General features: G+C 57.9%; 13 protein-coding genes. 6 read left to right on the top strand and 7 right to left on the bottom strand.

Annotated features, from left to right (window positions below; genetic code table 11):
* Nucleotides 1-4: 4 nt before the first annotated feature.
* On the bottom strand, nucleotides 5-745 hold the full coding sequence (locus tag AB1286_RS19940) for a hypothetical protein (RefSeq protein WP_430364885.1): 741 nt from the start codon (nucleotides 743-745) through the stop codon (nucleotides 5-7).
* Between the two features lie 121 nt (nucleotides 746-866).
* On the opposite strand from AB1286_RS19940, the gene AB1286_RS19935 reads away from it, so the two are divergent.
* A complete protein-coding gene (locus AB1286_RS19935; RefSeq protein WP_430364884.1) occupies nucleotides 867-1,520 on the top strand; it encodes a hypothetical protein in 654 nt (217 codons plus the stop codon).
* Nucleotides 1,521-2,302: 782 nt separating this feature from the next.
* Here the strand turns inward: AB1286_RS19935 and AB1286_RS19930 are convergent.
* The 4 genes from AB1286_RS19930 to AB1286_RS19915 all read right to left on the bottom strand — a co-directional run bounded on the left by AB1286_RS19930 (nucleotide 2,303) and on the right by AB1286_RS19915 (nucleotide 8,032).
* Nucleotides 2,303-2,914: a hypothetical protein gene (locus AB1286_RS19930; protein WP_430364883.1), complete on the bottom strand. Its 612-nt coding sequence runs from the start codon at nucleotides 2,912-2,914 to the stop codon at nucleotides 2,303-2,305.
* 7 nt (nucleotides 2,915-2,921) lie between these two features.
* Nucleotides 2,922-3,158: an HNH endonuclease gene (locus AB1286_RS19925; RefSeq protein ID WP_430364882.1), complete on the bottom strand. Its 237-nt coding sequence runs from the start codon at nucleotides 3,156-3,158 to the stop codon at nucleotides 2,922-2,924.
* Between the two features lie 414 nt (nucleotides 3,159-3,572).
* Nucleotides 3,573-3,965, bottom strand: a complete 393-nt coding sequence (locus AB1286_RS19920; protein ID WP_430364881.1) for a hypothetical protein — start codon at nucleotides 3,963-3,965, stop codon at nucleotides 3,573-3,575.
* 1,280 nt (nucleotides 3,966-5,245) lie between these two features.
* The gene (locus AB1286_RS19915; RefSeq protein ID WP_430364880.1) at nucleotides 5,246-8,032 is read right to left on the bottom strand and encodes a phage tail length tape measure family protein; all 2,787 of its coding nucleotides are present in this window, start codon (nucleotides 8,030-8,032) and stop codon (nucleotides 5,246-5,248) included.
* 529 nt (nucleotides 8,033-8,561) lie between these two features.
* Here AB1286_RS19915 and AB1286_RS19910 point away from each other — a divergent pair.
* Together AB1286_RS19910 and AB1286_RS19905 are read left to right on the top strand one after the other, a co-directional pair.
* Nucleotides 8,562-9,212 (top strand): hypothetical protein, encoded by a 651-nt coding sequence (locus AB1286_RS19910; RefSeq protein ID WP_430364879.1) that lies wholly within the window; start codon nucleotides 8,562-8,564, stop codon nucleotides 9,210-9,212.
* 326 nt (nucleotides 9,213-9,538) lie between these two features.
* Nucleotides 9,539-10,021 (top strand): DUF2778 domain-containing protein, encoded by a 483-nt coding sequence (locus AB1286_RS19905; protein WP_430364878.1) that lies wholly within the window; start codon nucleotides 9,539-9,541, stop codon nucleotides 10,019-10,021.
* Between the two features lie 980 nt (nucleotides 10,022-11,001).
* Here AB1286_RS19905 and AB1286_RS19900 read toward each other — a convergent pair.
* Nucleotides 11,002-11,400, bottom strand: a complete 399-nt coding sequence (locus AB1286_RS19900) for a hypothetical protein (RefSeq protein WP_430364877.1) — start codon at nucleotides 11,398-11,400, stop codon at nucleotides 11,002-11,004.
* 178 nt (nucleotides 11,401-11,578) lie between these two features.
* Between AB1286_RS19900 and AB1286_RS19895 the strand changes: the two genes are divergently transcribed.
* Both AB1286_RS19895 and recJ read left to right on the top strand, forming a co-directional pair.
* Entirely contained in the window at nucleotides 11,579-12,658 is a 1,080-nt protein-coding gene (locus AB1286_RS19895; protein ID WP_430364876.1) for a regulator, read from the top strand.
* A 118-nt stretch (nucleotides 12,659-12,776) separates the two neighbouring features.
* On the top strand, nucleotides 12,777-14,477 hold the full coding sequence (recJ, locus tag AB1286_RS19890; protein ID WP_430364875.1) for a single-stranded-DNA-specific exonuclease RecJ: 1,701 nt from the start codon (nucleotides 12,777-12,779) through the stop codon (nucleotides 14,475-14,477).
* A gap of 55 nt (nucleotides 14,478-14,532) precedes the next feature.
* Here recJ and AB1286_RS19885 read toward each other — a convergent pair whose 3' ends face one another.
* The gene (locus tag AB1286_RS19885) at nucleotides 14,533-14,979 is read right to left on the bottom strand and encodes a hypothetical protein (protein WP_430364874.1); all 447 of its coding nucleotides are present in this window, start codon (nucleotides 14,977-14,979) and stop codon (nucleotides 14,533-14,535) included.
* A gap of 372 nt (nucleotides 14,980-15,351) precedes the next feature.
* On the opposite strand from AB1286_RS19885, the gene prfB reads away from it, so the two are divergent.
* Nucleotides 15,352-16,456, top strand: a protein-coding gene (gene prfB, locus AB1286_RS19880) for a peptide chain release factor 2 (protein WP_430364873.1) whose coding sequence is annotated in 2 segments (ribosomal slippage) — nucleotides 15,352-15,432 and nucleotides 15,434-16,456 — 1,104 coding nt in all. Because the reading frame shifts where the segments join, the coding sequence is not laid out codon by codon here.
* Nucleotides 16,457-16,463 lie beyond the last annotated feature (7 nt).

Here is a 16,463-nt window from a genome sequence, read left to right as displayed (position 1 = left end):
TTGGTTATCCGATTGGCGTGATCGCCCTATGCGCCGGTGATCCGAGCCAATTCTTCGCGCTCATGAGCTTTTGCTGGATCACGTTTTTCGTACGAGCCTCCAAGATCACCTCGCCGGTCTTCTCGTCCTTTCGTTCCTCCCACTCGCCGGGAATGTAGATGCTGTCCCACATTTCCTTATCGGCAATGTCCCAAATGAACGCTTTAAGCTCGGTAATCGCGGACTGAACGTCGATCACGATGGGCTTACCGCTGAGCGGGTCCTGTACCGTCGTTCCTTTGACGTTGTAGCCGTTCGGGCCTTTCAAGTTCGCATAGACCTTCTTACCGTCCTTGCTCTTCTTGTGGAATACCTCGACGATGAACGCCTCGCCAAGCAATTCGGCCATGTGGGTAGCCTTGCCCGCGTAATTCATCACGCCGAACAACTGGAAAAATGACGAGTTCGGGCCCATATTCAGCGTCTCTTGGACCGTGAGGCGCTGCGGGATTGCTATAGCTCCGTCAATCCGTGGCCCGTAGCCCAATCCGCTGAGTTCGAAAACTAGAGCGACCTTCTCACGGTCGCGCGTCATCCCTTCGAACTCCTCTTCATGCGTGCCAAGCTCGAAGTATCCGACGAGCCGTGCATGGGCGACGCCTGTCGCCGGGGGCACGTAGCCGGAGGTGAATACCGGCTTGCGCATGTTCGGTAGCTTGCCACTTCGAAGCGCTTTCTGAATACGTCGCCGCATGTGATCGTCCATCTCCGTTCCTTGTCGATGAGCATGACGGACAGCGTAGCAGAGGACTGTACTATATCGGCATATGGCCGATGAGGCCTTATGCGCCTGCGTCCGGGGAAACAGATAGAGAGATGGAGACCATATGAAAAACGGTTGGCAAGCGCCATTAGGGGCATTGGTCTTAGTCGTCCTGTTCGCCGCATTTATGTCTAGACCGATAAATACCGCATCCGACATTGCCGCCTGGGTACAAGGCGTCGGATCCCTACTGGCCATCATTGCAGCGGTATGGATTTACGCCAAGCAGTACGAAGACAAGAAAGCGGCCGACGTGGCGGAGACGCGCGCTTTTGTCGAAGCAATCCGGGATGAGGTGCGAGCCACTTGGGCCGGTTACTGCATAGAAATTCATCCTGCCGTGACCGCTCTTGCTCCGGGGAAATATTTCAATATGATATACCCGGTATCGACTGACGGATTTTCAATCTATAACAATAGCGCACATATGGTCGGGAAGATCGACGACCCACAGCTACGTAGCTTGGTCGTAGGAACATATGTGCAAGCAAGGGGACTGATAAACTCGTTTCTTCTCAATAACGCGATGCTTGCCGAGTATAAGAGCTTGGCTAGAGCCTACGGATTACCTAACCGAGATGCTGTCCTTGAGGCCCAACTAGTTAATCTGCAAGACTATGCCTGCAAATTGAAACAGATAGATGAAGGGGTATCGGAGGCGGTTACTGCGCTCTTAACCTGCATTGACCAGTGGCTAGCCGAGCACCCCCTGCGCTAGCGGATCGAATCGGAGGGACTTAAAGTGGACCTTCTCAAGACTGAGGCAGAGATCGGCAAGTTCTTGGCTGAGCCGATGAAACTAAACGCCGAGGCCGCTAAGATCAACCGCGAAAGCCGGTGGTATCCGATCATATGGGCCACGACGTTCGCAGGCGCGGTAACGCCAAGAATTCCCAACAAAAAGAGACGGGATACCCGTACAAATCCTCGTCGCCTATTTCGGCGATTTGAGGCGCGACAACACGGACCACAGTTCCCGTTGTGCGACCCCGGTCGCTACAATGAATGCCGCCTGAATTAGCACTGTCTCCCAACCAGGGATATGGAAATGCGCTAACACAGCGATGGCTCCTTGTAGCCAACACACAGTGCCGCCAGCAAGCCATAGAAAACGCAGAAAGTTACCGGTTTTGCTCAATGACTTGCCTGCTCTAGTCAAGATTGCATGTACGCCGTCGAGTAGCAGGAATCCTCCGAGTAACGCCGACGCCCATGCAAATAGCTGCACCGCCTTAAATAGTGATGCATCTAAGGGACCTGCGCTCGGGGTAGCGGCGGATATAGTAGTAAGACCCACAACGACCGCCATTGCGGTTGCAAGAGCACCGGCCGCTGCCTTGTTGATGACCTCGTCACTCATAGTCGTTTCCCATCCAAAGACGCAAGTTACAACCCGCGAAAAGCTGGCCTAGAAAGCCAACTTTCGAGAGTCGCTTTTCAAGCCCGACAAGGGTTTCCGGCAATTTGCTTGTAATACTATACACTTTGCGAGTCGAAGACTCAGGACGCCCATACGCTCTTACCGCGAAAGATACCGGGCCACGCATAGTAGATCGCCGATTCCTCTAGCACATCCTGTGCGGTCACAGGGGCATGCTTCTGGAACAAGCTACCTAGTGCCTGCTCCTGGGCGATGATTCCCGCTGCTGCTATCTCGCCGATCAAGTCGTAGTGCTGTTTCCGCGCCCTAGCCATACGTGATACGGGTCCGTTTCGGTTAATGTATCCGTCGATAAGCTCGCTGAGTGGTAACACGAATGAGCCTCGACTATTCTGCATCCTAAGCAGAAAGATACACAAATCTCGTGCTCTCTTGCTCAGTTGGTTATTGATTATCGAAAGCTGCTCGATAAAGCGCAAGCTTGTGTTCTGCGGTACTGGAAGCCGCCGCTTGAACATTTCACGCTTCTTAATGATTTCACCGGTTTCTATATCGAGATATGATTTAACCGATAGCCGCAATGGTCGTTCTCTGATCTTCTTCCATCCTGCGGCCTTGAGCAACGGTAGAGGAACTTGGACGAGCGTCGTATCAGGTCCCCAAGGTACATATCGTGGTGTTGGCCGATACGCATACGTGGTGCGCTCGGAGTCTTCTTTGTCGTAGAGCAATGCTATGTTACTTCCATCCTTCGGGAATACCATCTACGCCGACACGACGCTTTACCTTGAAACCATTGTCCCAGTTGGTCTTATCGACGTGACAGCTATCGCAGAGCAATTGCAGGTTGCTATCGTCGTTGCTCCCGCCTTGGTCAACGGGCTTGACATGGTCGACTTGTCCGGTTCGAACAGCGATACCACAAGTGCGGCATTGGTAGCCGTCTCGTGCTCTGATACGTTGAATCGTATCCATCCATTCCCGGCCCAGGATACGTTTCTCTCGATTACCGCTGTAGCGTGTAGCCGTAGCCTTGGCCTTCGGAGCGGGCTTACTGGCTACGCAGTGCGGACACCGCCATTCCAGGCCCTGCGGTTGCCATTGCGGGTGTTTCCTACATTCACTCAATATGTTGGCTCCTTGTTGGTAAGCGGTTGATCGGTGCATGTTGCATAAGGCCGTCTGCGGCGTTCGTCGGCTTCCGGTATGCCCCGGAATTGGCGGAGGCCGCGCAGAGGCGTGGTGAGCCGATACGGCGGCCCCGCGGGTGGCTACTGAGGGGGGCGGGTGGGTCAAATTGCGAAGGCTCATCGACCGGAATCCGACTGGTCAGCCTTACGAAATCGCTAAGTCCAAAAATTTTCTGAAGACGCGCGAAACCAAGGGCGGTTAGCGCGTTTGCCGGTCGGGATGCCGGAGAACGTACTCAGGCCAGCTCTCGCCGGGATACCGGTACTCATCGGATACGAAGCCCATAACCTTGAGGATAGATGCGGTTCGTTCGCAGCCAAGCCGACCGGTGGGACCGTAGCGCCAATGGGCGAGGTAGCTGCCCTCGTCGTGAAACGGGTTTCCGCAAGAGGTGCATTTAACGAATCGGCCACGGTGGCCAGGAAAGAGGCTGCATCCGGCAAGTTGAATACGGTCTAACTCCTCTGCTGCCTCCAGCATCTTCACTTCGGCGGCGCGTTGCATACCTGGCGTGCCCACTTCTCGAATACGCATCTCTGCTTCGGCGACACGTTGATGTGCGGTGGCTTCACATTCTTTGACATACCCCATTTCGTATTTTCTCCATTCTTTAACCGTTGTGCGCGCGTGCGCGTAACGCGCGAGGCCGCCATAGCCTCGCATTCGCCCGGCTACCTGCCTATTACCTCGTCCTTGCGGGCGGCTCCTGGGTGCAAACGGAGCGGCATCCCAAAGGATTTCGTGATCCAAAGACCTCGTGCGTTTCGTTGCATTCCCTCGGCCAGCATCTCATCAGGTGTTTTGCATCGACGCTGCGCGGGTACGTAGTTTCCATACAGGTCTGTTGATCCGAACGTCCCGGTTCGATGCTTATCGAAAGCACGCGAGGAGCGAAAGCGCTCGCCACAGCCGGGACAGGTGTTGTTATCGTTACTTTGTCGCATGTAGCACGGGATATCTTGGCCTATCCGTCAATACGCACCGATGACCAGGAGGCCAGCGGCATACTCGTCATAACTTGGATTGTTCATCGCGGCGTACGTCCATGTCAGTGTGTTACCGGAGAAACTGAATGTTGGGCTTATGATGCCGCCGTACCCTGCGCGTAGGTGAAAAGTCTTATCGCGCTGAAATGCCCAATAAACATTATCGGAATTCAAGCGGGAATCGGAAAAGCTAAAGTTGACCCCTCCAGTTATCTGGACCATTCCTATCACGCGGGCGGCCCGATGGGTCGCGTCTAATATGAGCGCGCCGTCCGCCCCCCAAATTTGGAGACCGGCCGTCATCGCACTGTCCTTTGCCGCCCGGCTTCTGTTGATTTAATATACCGGAAGCAGCATTCTCCCACCATTGGAGGGGCATCGCCCTCCGGGGCTGACGTGAAATTCTCCTCCAGCCCAGGGCTGTATTGCTTATTAGCACTTAACGATTTAATTATCGATATATGAAATTTATTTTTCAACGGAATCTTAAATAAATTGATAATTGAGACTGGCGTAGGTAACCGGCGCGTCCAGCCCGGCCTGCGATGGACGCGCCTACGATGATGTTTGCGGCTTAACTGGCACCGTAGAAAAGTGTTCCCGTTTGGTACGTGTCGTACTGCGTGCTATTTTTTGGTGCGTAATACCAAAATAACGTGGACCCGCTAAACGAGCACTGCGGGACGATCACGCCCCCAGACATATATCCATCGCCGCACGTTATATCCGGCTGAAATGCGAAAAAGCCTCCTTGAGCGAAACGTGAGTCAGACAGGGACGAGCTAGTGCCATCGAGATAACGGCTCCCAATAATGCGGAGTACTCGATAGGTTTCATCGAGGATGATGTTTCCCGATGCATCGAAAACTTGCATACCTACCGGCATTAAATCATTCCATATTTAATTTGATAACTGTAGCTCCCCTGGCCGCGCATTTTCTGATCGATTCGCCTATCTACGAACGCCTGCACGAGCGTATGAAGGTCCTTTGCATCCTGATCAGACATGCCTCCGCCGCCGTTGTTGTGCACGACGACACTTACCGGCGCTACGCCGCCGTTGGACGAGGCCGCCGAAGGCCCGACGAGACCGCCATTAGCAAAATGCGAGGTAGTGCCGCTATTGATCGATTCGAGCAGGCTTCGATACTTGGAGGCTTGCGACGCACGAACAACGAATTCCCCGTTCGACAACATGGCCGGGATACTGTCGCTAGTGCCGGTCCCGGGGCCCGCAATCGGGCCACCGCTCGCGTAGTGCCCAACCGAGCCGCCCTCGCTGAAAAAGGACGTACCGATCGTCTGGAATAGCTGCATCTCGGCTTGATGTACTGCGATCTTCGCAAGGTCCGCGAGAATGCTTGCGGTAAATTCCTCGAAGCTCCCTTTACCCGTAGTGATGAACTTGTCCAAAGCATTCGCCGAGTCCTGCCATGCAGTTGTGAACGCAGAGGAGAGCATTTGCGCGGTCGTTTGACCGTCGCCCGCGAGCTTAGAGACGGCTAGGTGCATCTGGTCCGAGAAACTTTCCCTGACAGCCTGTTCGCGCGTCAAATACGTCTGCAAGGCGGCTAGCTGCTGGTCGTACGACGCTTGAGCGCTCTGGAGCTTGGCTGCGTACTCCTTTTTATCGGAGGCTGGGTCCATCTCGTAATGCTCTTTGAGCGAGGCTACCTTTTGCATGTACTGCTCGACAAGCTGTCCTCGGGATTCGTACTCCGACTTTGCCAAGGCCGTCATATAGCGCGTTGCATCGAGGTCCCCGTATCCTTGCTGCTGCTTCTGTAGCGCTGCGGCTTCTTGGACACTGAACTTCTGTACGTTTGCCGTCCGCTTCGCCTGGTACTCCGAGAGCGACTGCGTATAGCTCTGCTCGACGGCTAACCTATCAGCAACTAGCTTCTTGTACTCGGTAAGCGCCTGTTGTTCTGCTACGGGGTCCTTCTTCTGACCTGCAAGCTCCGCGCGTCGTTGCGCGTTCGCGATCTCTTGATCGAGTGCTCGGGCTTGTAAATCGCGCAAGCGGGATAGGTACGTTTCCGTATCGACCAAGCCTGATTGATGCTGAGCCTTTAGCGTTGCCTGTGCCCGACGCTCCTCCGCCTCGATAAGCTGGTTAGCGCCTTGAATCGCTGCGAGCGTCGCATTTAGGCCGCCTTCGTTGGTCTTCGGTGCGGTCCTCTTAGCGTACTCGTCGGCGATCTGCTTGACGTTTGCGTAGTGGCGCTTGAGGGCCGCTTGATAGTCGGCTGAGTTCTTATCGAGGGTCGCCGTCGCTTGACTGAACGCTTTGCCTTCCGCGTCTAGCTCGTGCTGGTGCTTCTCACTGGGATTCGCGTACTTGTCCGAGCGGAGGTACGAGCCTAAATCTACCGTAGCGTCGCCTGCCTTCGCGGCGGCTTCACGTGCGCGCTGTAGCTTGTTGACCTCGCCTTGCTGCTGTCTCAAGACGTTGAGCTTTTGCATTTCAATGTCGAGCGCTTGCTGAGCTGACGAAATGTTACCCATCGCGCCCATCGACTGCTGTTGCTTGAGGTTGCGCTGCGCGGCCTCGACGCGAGCAAACTGGTCGCCGACTTGCTTGTCTACACTGTCAGGCACTCCTAGGTTTTGGAGCTTGCTTTTGTAAAAATCGATGGAATACGCGGCAGCATTCCAAAGCCACGCCAGATAGCCGACGCTCTTTTCGGCATCCGCTGCCATCTTCTCGTGCGCGGAGGAAAGGTCCTGCATGACGGCCTTAACAGCCCGCGCGGTGTCACCTTGCTTAACGAAGTTGTCGATCTCTTCGACCTGTGCCGCGCTGAACGCGTGGTGCGCTTGCTGGTACTTCTGCACCCATTCAAGGACGTTCTCCTGAACGCGAGACAGCGACTCGGCGGCTTTGTCCGTCCCAATGCCAATGTCGGACGACATAGCAAGCGCGGCGCGCGTAGCAAGCTGCAAATCGTCAGCAGTGAATGCGCCGGTCGCGGCGACTTGGGCCATTGCCTCTCGCACACTGCTTAGATGCGCGGTAGTCAAGACGAGACCGTTAGACATTTCAGCCATCTGCGCGGCACTTAGGCCGACATAGCCGTTAGTGCTGCTGATCGCGCGATTGAACGCCTCTACCTGCTCGTGACCTTTCGCTATCTCAACGGCCACCAATGCGGCGGCGGCAGCAGTAGCTCCAAGCCCGAGACCCAAGGGACTTAGCAGGAGGGTAAGCGCGTCGGTGCGCTCCGCGAGTACTCCCATGGAGCCCGCGAAGCGCGTCCAATTGCCTTGGGATGCCTCGTGAGCGAGCACGAGCATTTCTCGGCGCGCTGCGGAACTGTTTAGGCTGAATTCGTGCGTATGCTTACTCGCCTCGTCAAGCTGCTGAACATAGCCGGACACCGAATCAGCGATACCTAGCTGCGCGGCCCTCATCTGTAGAAGTTCGGCACGGGTCTTACCGGCTTGGTCCGCCGTCCGCGCCAATTGCGAAACGAAGTTGCTGATTGCCTTCGCGGATGCGTTAGAGCCGTTCTGTGCGGCCTCTGCGATAGCTTGCTGTGCAACGCGTACCCGCTCGGCTGCTTTCTCCTGCGTCTGCATAAACGCTTCGGCGGATCGGCGGCCCTTGTCTAGCTCTGCGGTGTACCCGGAGGCATCCGCTGTGACCTTTACGGTCGTTTGATTTGTCATCAGTGCGCGTTGGCCTGTACGTACTGCTCAATTGCGGCCTTAACCACGGCGCCCACTGTCGCATCTTTATCTGCTGCAATTTGCCGTAGCTGCCTATGAAAGTGCGGAGTTACCTTCGTGCTCAAGACGCGAGACGACTCGTACGGCTTATCGGGAATTTTCCCTTTATGCATTAGTTAGTACTCCTTAAAGGTAGACCAAAGAATCACAGCCTCCCGCTACTCGCTCGAATGGAGTAAGCGACAGGCTGCGTGGGACGGCGCGGGGGTGCGCCGAATAGGGTAGCTGCGGGAGGTCTCGTAGCTTTCTTTGCAACGCAAGAAAAGGGGACCGGGCGTTCGTCGGGCAACGCTACCGCACGGATGGTTTCTGCTCCATCTGGTCTGTGTAGTGTTTTAGATTGCGAAATGCTGTGAGCAGTTCGAGTGATCGTTCTCTCCCCAATGCAGACAACATTCCACCAAACGGCCGCCAAACCCATACCCATAAATGCCTTCCGCGTTATATCGGCATTGGGTAGAATCGATGGATGTCGAAAACCTTTGACCTTACGAACGAGCGGAAGCTGACGGACCAGGACGTACTGGTCATCCGCGCGGTACACATTCCCCGAAGCCCGCGCTTTGGCTCCGTCATGTTGGCGCAGTTGTTCGGCGTGTCCCAACCCACGATAGATCGCGTCGTGAAGCGGCAGACTTACCGACACCTTCATCCGCTGCTATTGCCCGGATCGGAAGTGTATGGTGCGGGTTATATAGGCTTGGCCGACGCGTCCGCAAGGTTCGGCGAGTGGGCACGCACTAAGACCGAGTACAAGCTGGCGTGTGTTGAGGTGCGCGACAACTTCGCCACGGGCGGATATGCCGTTTCCGGTAAGTTCGACGAACCGAAAATCCTCGGCAAGTACGCTTACGCTGCCCGCCCCGTGCGACGTGTTATCGACCCGGAAGTTGAGCGACAGCGCCGAGCAAAGCTCCGGTTCGCACGGCTCAGACAGATATTTGGTGATGACTTTGACGAGCAGATCGGCCTTGCGGCGGCTGGTTTAGGCCCCCGCTTACCTCTTGATGAGTTCCGCACACGGCTCGGCAAGCCCGCCCCAAGGGAGCGGACACAGGCCGAACTCGATCAAGAGCGAACCTCAGTGCTGGCGAAGTTACGCCCCAATCTCAAGAAATAGCGCGAAGGCCGGTCAGCTTCCTACCGGAGCATCCAAGGGATAACGTACTTGGCCAGCAGGGGCACCAAGAGGGAAAGCCCCGCAGCATAGGTGAACGGGTTATACATAACTCGTTGAGTGAGCGCCCCACTCCTCATCTCCACCTGCTGCGCACTCAGGCGGGCGGTCTCCGCCATCTGGTTGTGAATCAGCGCCCGCATCTCGCCGTGTGTCATGGTCAGCCTTCTATCTATTAGCGTAAGTAAAACAGCTCCCAGGCATGCAAATATAATCGCTATATAACCCATTGTGGCATAATCGTCGGCCACACATCTCTCGGAGTGTATATGCCCGCAGCATGCTTTTTCCGATTGAACGGGAAGCGTCTTTCAACGCTCGATTGCCTCGATCTCGGCAGCATACTGGCGTTTTCAGGCAACGGCAGATACATCAATAACCCGGAATCCACGGCCGTACCGAAGGATGGTCCCATACCGAAGGGGAAGTACTACATTGTTGCGCGCCAGTCGGGAGGGCGCCACGGCCAGGAAATAGAAAAGATCGAGGACACGGTGAGCGGGACTCATCGAGCGGACTGGTTTGCGCTCTACACCATGACTCCTCCCGTGGGAGACTCCCTCGTCGTGAACGGTGTTCGCCGTGCAAACTTCCGCTTGCACCCGGTTGGCTACTGGGGCATAAGCGAGGGTTGCATCACCCTACCAAGCGTCGATAATTTTTACGTCTTGCGGAACTGGTTGCTAAAGCAGAAGACGGCGAAGATTCCAGGGACGAATGTCGACTACTACGGGACGGTCACGGTTCAATGAAGAATCGTATAATAGTCGTAGTGTTGGCCGTGTTGCTAACGCTTCCGATTTACCTCGGCCTCGCTAACACTCCAGCGATTAACGACTGGTTTCTGTACGGCCGGGGCTGGGCAGCATTTCAGCCGCTTTTCGACTTATGCAACAAAGTCGGAATATATGGCAATGCGACCATCCTCGTCACGACGATGTTTATCGTAAGCTTCCTCATCGCTCTAGCCGGAGTTTCGCTTTGTAGATTAGCTATTCTTCGGATGCGTGGTTGAAGCAATAACGAACTGTCAGCCAGCGTATAGAGCGGCGTCCAAGCGCGTGTATTGCTCCTCCGCCTCATCGAGCATTCGCGCAAGGGCGAGAATCCGATATCGGAGGCGAGAAAGATTCGCGGCCCCGATCGCGCACGGATCTATCGACGCCTCGGGAGCGCGGCGCAAATACTCGCGGCCATTCCGAGCCCACTGAGCTGCGTTTTGTTCATTCAATGTCGAGTGATCCTCGTCGCGACCAGTGTTTGAAAACGCCACTGTAGCGAGTGCGAGGCGGATGTGTGCTGCGTGTTGTAAGTGCATGGTCTGTCCTCGTTGTAGTCTGCTCGGTTGATCCAAGCGACTCGACGGAATCGCCTTGACGAACCGAAGTTCGCTTTCGGACACCTCCCCGGGCCTGTCGGCATGCGGTTTGATATCCCGACGAACGCTAAGCCTATTTCCCTGCCCCATCCGTCCGCTCATTGATTTCCCATCCTTTCGAATGGGACTCCTCTCCGAGCCCCCGACTCTTTATTCCGTTTTCGCCTATTGCTAGGACTTACGCGCCGGACTGGTAGGCCGTGACCATGTCGCTTGGTACAAAAGTCGTTTCCCGATCCTAGCCGCCGCGCCGGGATGTGATACATACGAACTCTTTCTACAACGAACCGAATATTACCTACGAACTCTTTCTACATGCAAGGGAAAATTAAAGGGCTCGCGCCCTTTAACGTTTTACAGTCCGCGCACCCCAGCAGCCTCCAACGCGGCGGCGAATCCCGGCAAGTGACCGTACATTTCGATTAGCTCGTCGTGGATGCAACCACGTATGATTGCGCTCGCGGTAGTCCCCTGCATCGCGGCCAGGATCTTTAGCGCCTTGACTTGACTAACCTCCAACCGGACGGGCATCGGGACAGTCTCTACGGCCGCCTTCACGCCCTGACGGATTGCCGCTTGCTGTTCTTTGCCGTCGCGCACCCCTTCCGCGATAGCGAAGTGCTCGGTTTCCAGGCGCTCTATTTTGCGCTGTGCTTCGGCAGCTTTGGCTTCTAGGGCTTTCGCTTTCGCTCCGGCCTTTTCTGCTGCTTGCGCATGTTTCTCTGCACTGGTAGTACGCTTGAAAACCGCCACGGTGATCTCGCAGGATGTAGAAAGAGTACTAGTGTATCACGCAACGGTACCACGGCCCACGTCATCGACTGCGTGCTACTATCTTTCCTCTGTACTTGCTGTACCACCAACCTGTACCGCCTGCTACACGCCCGTCTGTAAGTCCTTGATCCGCAATGGTGCGTAGGTTTGCCATACAATGCGCACCATCATGCATTCCAACCGTCTTCATCTCCTGTTGCCGTTCGCGCTGCCCGCGGCGGCCAATGCCTCAAGCGCGCTGCACGAGTTGCGCAGCCCGGCGCTCGATAAACTGCTTGCGCGCGCCTCGCTCGTCGAGCGCGTGACGGGCGAAGACTTCCAGCGCACGCTGCCGCACGAGCGCTGGGTGGCCCGCCAGTTCGGCGCCGTCGAATCGAGCGCGGCCGACGAGGCGCCGCTCGCGCCCTATATGCTACTCGCCGACGGCGGCATGCCGGGCACCGACGAGTGGGCTTGCGTCGAACCCGTGCACGTACGCATTGCGCATGACCACCTCGTGCTCATCGATCCATCGGCGCTCGATTTGACCGATGACGACGCCGCCTCCCTGCTCGCCGTGGCCCGGCCGTTGATCGAGGAACTGGGCGTGCGTATCGAGGCGCCTAGCGCGCGCCGGTGGTACCTCTCGGGCGACGCGCTCGGCAAGCTCGCGGGCGCCTCGCCGCTACGCGCCAGCGGCCGCAGCATCGAGATCTGGCTGCCGCACGATGCCCATTCCGGGCAACGCTCGCGCATGTGGATGAAGCTGCAAAACGAAGTCCAGATGGGTTGGTTCCAGCATCCGGTCAACGAGACGCGCGAGGCGCGCGGCTTGCCCGCCGTCAATTCCATTTGGCTTCACGCACAAGGAACGGCGCAGCCGGTACGCAGCCCGTTCGCGCGCGTCCTCTCCGATGCGCCCGCCACGCGCGGGCTGGCGCTGGCCGCCGCCGTCGAAAACGCCACGGCGCCCGCCTCGTTCAAGGCGATGCCGCCCCTTGGCCCCGGCACGACGCTCGTCGAGCTAAGCCCGTTCACGGCGCCTTTCATCGCGCAGGATTGGGCCGCCTGGCAATCCGCGCTCGGCGTGCTCGAGCACGAGTGGTTCGCCCCCGCGCTAGAAGCGCTCGATGCGGGCCAAATCGGCGCACTCACGTTGACGCTGGCGGGCGATACCGGCTCGGTCACGCTCGCCGCGACGCGCAGCGATTTGCGCAAATTCTGGCGTCGGCGCGTTCTGCCGTCGCTGTTCGAGTGACGCGGCAGGTGCGCCTCGCCGTCGCCCCCTTGCGGGGCGGCCATGCCCCTGCCCGCCGCTATCGCCTGAAGCCATCCGGCCTGCTTCGCCGCTCGTCTTTTTTCGACTCCTTGCTCGCATGACTCGAATCGTCACCCGCACGTGCTCGCCCGCCGATGAAACCGCGCTGATCCGCCACGGCCTACACCCGATCCTGGCCCGGCTTTACGCCGCACGCGGCGTGCGTCAGCCCGACGAGATCGAAACCGCGCTCACGCGCCTCGTGCCGCCCGCGCAATTGAAAGGCACGGAGGACGCCGCACGATTGTTGGCCGACGCTATCGCACAACGCAAACGCCTGCTTGTGGTGGCCGACTACGACTGCGACGGCGCCACGGCCTGCGCCGTCGCCGTGCGCGGCCTGCGCATGTTCGGCGCGCAAGTCGACTACCTCGTGCCGAACCGTTTCGAATATGGCTACGGGCTCACGCCGGAAATCGTGGCCCTGGCTGCCGAACGCAAACCAGACCTGCTTATCACAGTCGATAACGGTATCGCCAGCGTCGATGGCGTTGCGGAGGCCAACGCGCGCGGCATCGACGTACTCGTCACCGACCACCATTTACCCGGCGATACGCTGCCCGCCGCCCGCGCGATCGTCAATCCGAACCAACCGGGCTGCGCGTTTCCGAGCAAATGCATCGCCGGCGTGGGCGTCATGTTCTACGTGCTGCTCGCATTGCGGGCGCGGCTGCGCGACAGCGGCGCGTTCGCCCAAGGGATGGCCGAACCCCGGCTCGACGGTCTGCTCGATCTCGTCGCGCTCGGCACCGTGGCGGATGTGGTCAAGCTTGACGGCAATAACCGCGTGCTCGTCGCGCAAGGGCTTTCGCGGATCCGCCGCGGGCGGATGCAGCCCGGCATTGCCGCCCTATTCCGTGCCGCCGGCCGCGATGCGCGCAACGCTTCCGGGTTCGATCTCGGCTTCGCCCTGGGCCCGCGCCTAAACGCCGCAGGACGGCTGTCGGACATGTCGCTGGGCATCGAATGTTTGACGACCGACGATGTAGGCCGCGCTTGGGAACTCGCTCAGCAACTCGACGCGATGAACCGCGAGCGCCGCGAGATCGAAGCCGGTATGCAACAGCAGGCCCTCGAGGAAATTTCCGCGCTCGATCCCGAAGGCCGGGCAACGATCACGCTCTTCAACGAAAGCTGGCACCAGGGGGTCATCGGTATCGTCGCCGGCCGGCTGAAGGAAAAGTATCACCGCCCCTCGTTTACCTTCGCGCTCGCCGACGAACGTGGCGATTGCGTGAAAGGCTCGGGCCGCTCGATTCCCGGCTTTCACCTGCGCGATGCGCTCGATCTGATTGCCAAGCGCGAGCCCGAACTTATCGTCAAGTTCGGCGGCCACGCCATGGCTGCGGGCCTGACGCTTGCGACCGGTGACGTCCCGCGCTTCGCCGCAGCGTTCGAAACGGTGGCGCGAGAGTGGCTCGACGACGATGCGCTCGCGCGCGTCGTGATGACGGACGGCGAGTTGGAGGACGCTTATTTCACGCCGCAAGTGGTCGAATTGATCGACGCGGCCGTCTGGGGCCAGGGCTTCCCGGCCCCGACGTTCTCGGGCGAATTCGACGTCGTCTCGCAGTCGCTGGTGAAGGACAAGCATCTGAAGCTGCAACTGGCCCGCGGGCGGCAGCGCTTCCAGGCGATCTGGTTCAATCACACGGAATCGCTGCCGGCACGTGCGCACGTCGCCTATCGGCTAGCGGCCGATAGCTGGAACGGCGTGGTACGGGTGCAACTGATCGTCGAACATGCGATGGAAAACTGAAACGCTTTGCGTTTTATTGGCGGCATCCGTTTCGCAAGTTCAGGTGCTGGCGATATCAACCACCGGCGCTTCCACTCGCCGGGAAATGCACCTCGACGTGCGTCGGCGTCGAATAAAGGACGCCGCCTTCTGCGGTATCGAAGAAACCGTAATAGATATCGACGACACCCTCGTGCATGCCCTGATTTCCCGCCCCGTACAACGCATTTTCAAATGCTTTGCCGGCGGTCGTGACTTGCGTGGCCTTATCTTTCTCGACATCAAAAAGCGGGCCGTCCCCTTCCGCGACATCCAGCCCGCTGAACGATCCGTTAGGAACACGCAACATCATGCAGCATTGCATGGTTTTCGCCCCCGCCGGAAAGAAGCCGGCGGGGATAGGCGGAATTTCGAAGCGTACGCCTGTTTTATCGATCGCCTCGTCGATATACAAGAACGGAGCCGCAACCTCGTCGGCCGGCCTAACAGCCCCTTTTGCCAATAATTCTTTCAAGTCACTCATCGTCCCTCCACGCCTGAATGAAAAAGCGAAAGGCATTCAACTGGTCAAACAGATTTGCGTTGAGTGCCGGAAGCGCTCGAAAATCCCGCCCTCAAAAGACGAAATGATTAGAAAGCGCACGGCGATGTTAGAGCAAACTCAATGAATTATAATTTATCGATTCCCAAGAAATGAAACTAGATTAATAATCGGGCCAATTTCAGTTTCGATTCCAGCTCCCGGAGCAGTTCCAATACGAGTCCCGATGCCGGGCCGTTGCGGCTCCTTTCTCGATTCCTCAAGGCTCGACGGCTCGCGCGCCGTGCCGAACGCGCCGAAGATGCCCGCCGATCGGCTATAATTTCTCCTTTTTACGACGCAAAAAAGATCGACATGGAAGCCGAACGCCTCAACGCGATCGAAGGCTCTCTGGCAGACCTGCGCCGACGCGCAGGCGAGCTACGGGGGTATCTTTGACTACGACGCCAAATTCGCGCGTCTAGCTGAAGTCAACAAGGAACTCGAAGACCCGAACGTCTGGAACGACTCGAAGCACGCCCAGGCCCTCGGCCGGGAAAAGAAGATGCTCGAAGGCGTCGTTCTGACCCTCTCCGCTCTCGACACGGATCTGCGCGACGCGCAGGATTTGTTCGACATGGCGCGTGAGGAAGGCGACGACGACACGCTCCTCGCCTGCGAGGACGATGCGCAAAAGATCGAAGCGCGCGTCGCCGATCTCGAATTCCGCCGGATGTTCGCGAACCCGGCCGACCCGAACAACGCATTCATCGACATTCAAGCCGGCGCGGGCGGCACGGAGGCCTGCGACTGGGCGTCGATGCTGCTGCGCCAGTATCTGCGCTATTGCGAGCGCAAGGGCTTCAAGACGGAAGTGCTCGAAGAATCCGAAGGCGACGTCGCGGGCATCAAGAACGCGACGATCAAAGTCGAAGGCGAATACGCCTACGGCTTTTTGCGCACGGAAACGGGCATTCACCGGCTCGTGCGCAAGTCGCCGTTCGATTCGTCGGGCGGCCGGCATACGTCGTTCTCGTCGGTGTTCGTCTACCCCGAAATCGACGATTCGATCGAAGTCGACATCAATCCGGCCGATTTGCGTATCGACACGTACCGCGCATCGGGCGCCGGCGGTCAGCACATCAACAAGACCGATTCGGCCGTGCGGATCACGCACATGCCGTCGGGCATCGTCGTGCAGTGCCAAAACGACCGCTCGCAGCACCGCAACCGCGCCGAAGCGATGGCGATGCTCAAATCGCGCTTGTACGAAGCCGAGATGCGCAAACGCCAGGCCGAGCAAGACAAGCTCGAGTCGAGCAAGACCGACGTGGGCTGGGGCCATCAAATTCGTTCCTACGTGCTCGATCAGAGCCGCGTGAAGGATTTGCGCACCAACGTCGAAATCAGCAACACGAAGGCCGTGCTCGATGGCGACCTCGACGAATTCATCAGCGCGAGCCTGAAGCAAGGCGTTTAAGCGCAGC

Source organism: Trinickia sp. NRRL B-1857 (assembly GCF_050470685.1).
In the GTDB taxonomy this organism is placed as follows: domain Bacteria; phylum Pseudomonadota; class Gammaproteobacteria; order Burkholderiales; family Burkholderiaceae; genus Trinickia.
This window is presented reverse-complemented; position numbering and strand designations above follow the sequence as displayed.

What these genes read in the sequence shown, in the direction of transcription:
- AB1286_RS19905 (WP_430364878.1), top strand. Translation starts at nt 9,539, where the DNA reads ATGCCCGCAGCATGCTTTTTCCGATTGAACGGGAAGCGTCTTTCAACG.
- AB1286_RS19915 (WP_430364880.1), bottom strand. Translation starts at nt 8,032, where the DNA reads ATGACAAATCAAACGACCGTAAAGGTCACAGCGGATGCCTCCGGGTAC.
- AB1286_RS19925 (WP_430364882.1), bottom strand. Translation starts at nt 3,158, where the DNA reads ATGGATACGATTCAACGTATCAGAGCACGAGACGGCTACCAATGCCGC.
- AB1286_RS19895 (WP_430364876.1), top strand. Translation starts at nt 11,579, where the DNA reads ATGCGCACCATCATGCATTCCAACCGTCTTCATCTCCTGTTGCCGTTC.
- AB1286_RS19885 (WP_430364874.1), bottom strand. Translation starts at nt 14,979, where the DNA reads ATGAGTGACTTGAAAGAATTATTGGCAAAAGGGGCTGTTAGGCCGGCC.
- recJ (WP_430364875.1), top strand. Translation starts at nt 12,777, where the DNA reads ATGACTCGAATCGTCACCCGCACGTGCTCGCCCGCCGATGAAACCGCG.
- AB1286_RS19920 (WP_430364881.1), bottom strand. Translation starts at nt 3,965, where the DNA reads ATGGGGTATGTCAAAGAATGTGAAGCCACCGCACATCAACGTGTCGCC.
- AB1286_RS19940 (WP_430364885.1), bottom strand. Translation starts at nt 745, where the DNA reads ATGGACGATCACATGCGGCGACGTATTCAGAAAGCGCTTCGAAGTGGC.
- AB1286_RS19935 (WP_430364884.1), top strand. Translation starts at nt 867, where the DNA reads ATGAAAAACGGTTGGCAAGCGCCATTAGGGGCATTGGTCTTAGTCGTC.
- AB1286_RS19910 (WP_430364879.1), top strand. Translation starts at nt 8,562, where the DNA reads ATGTCGAAAACCTTTGACCTTACGAACGAGCGGAAGCTGACGGACCAG.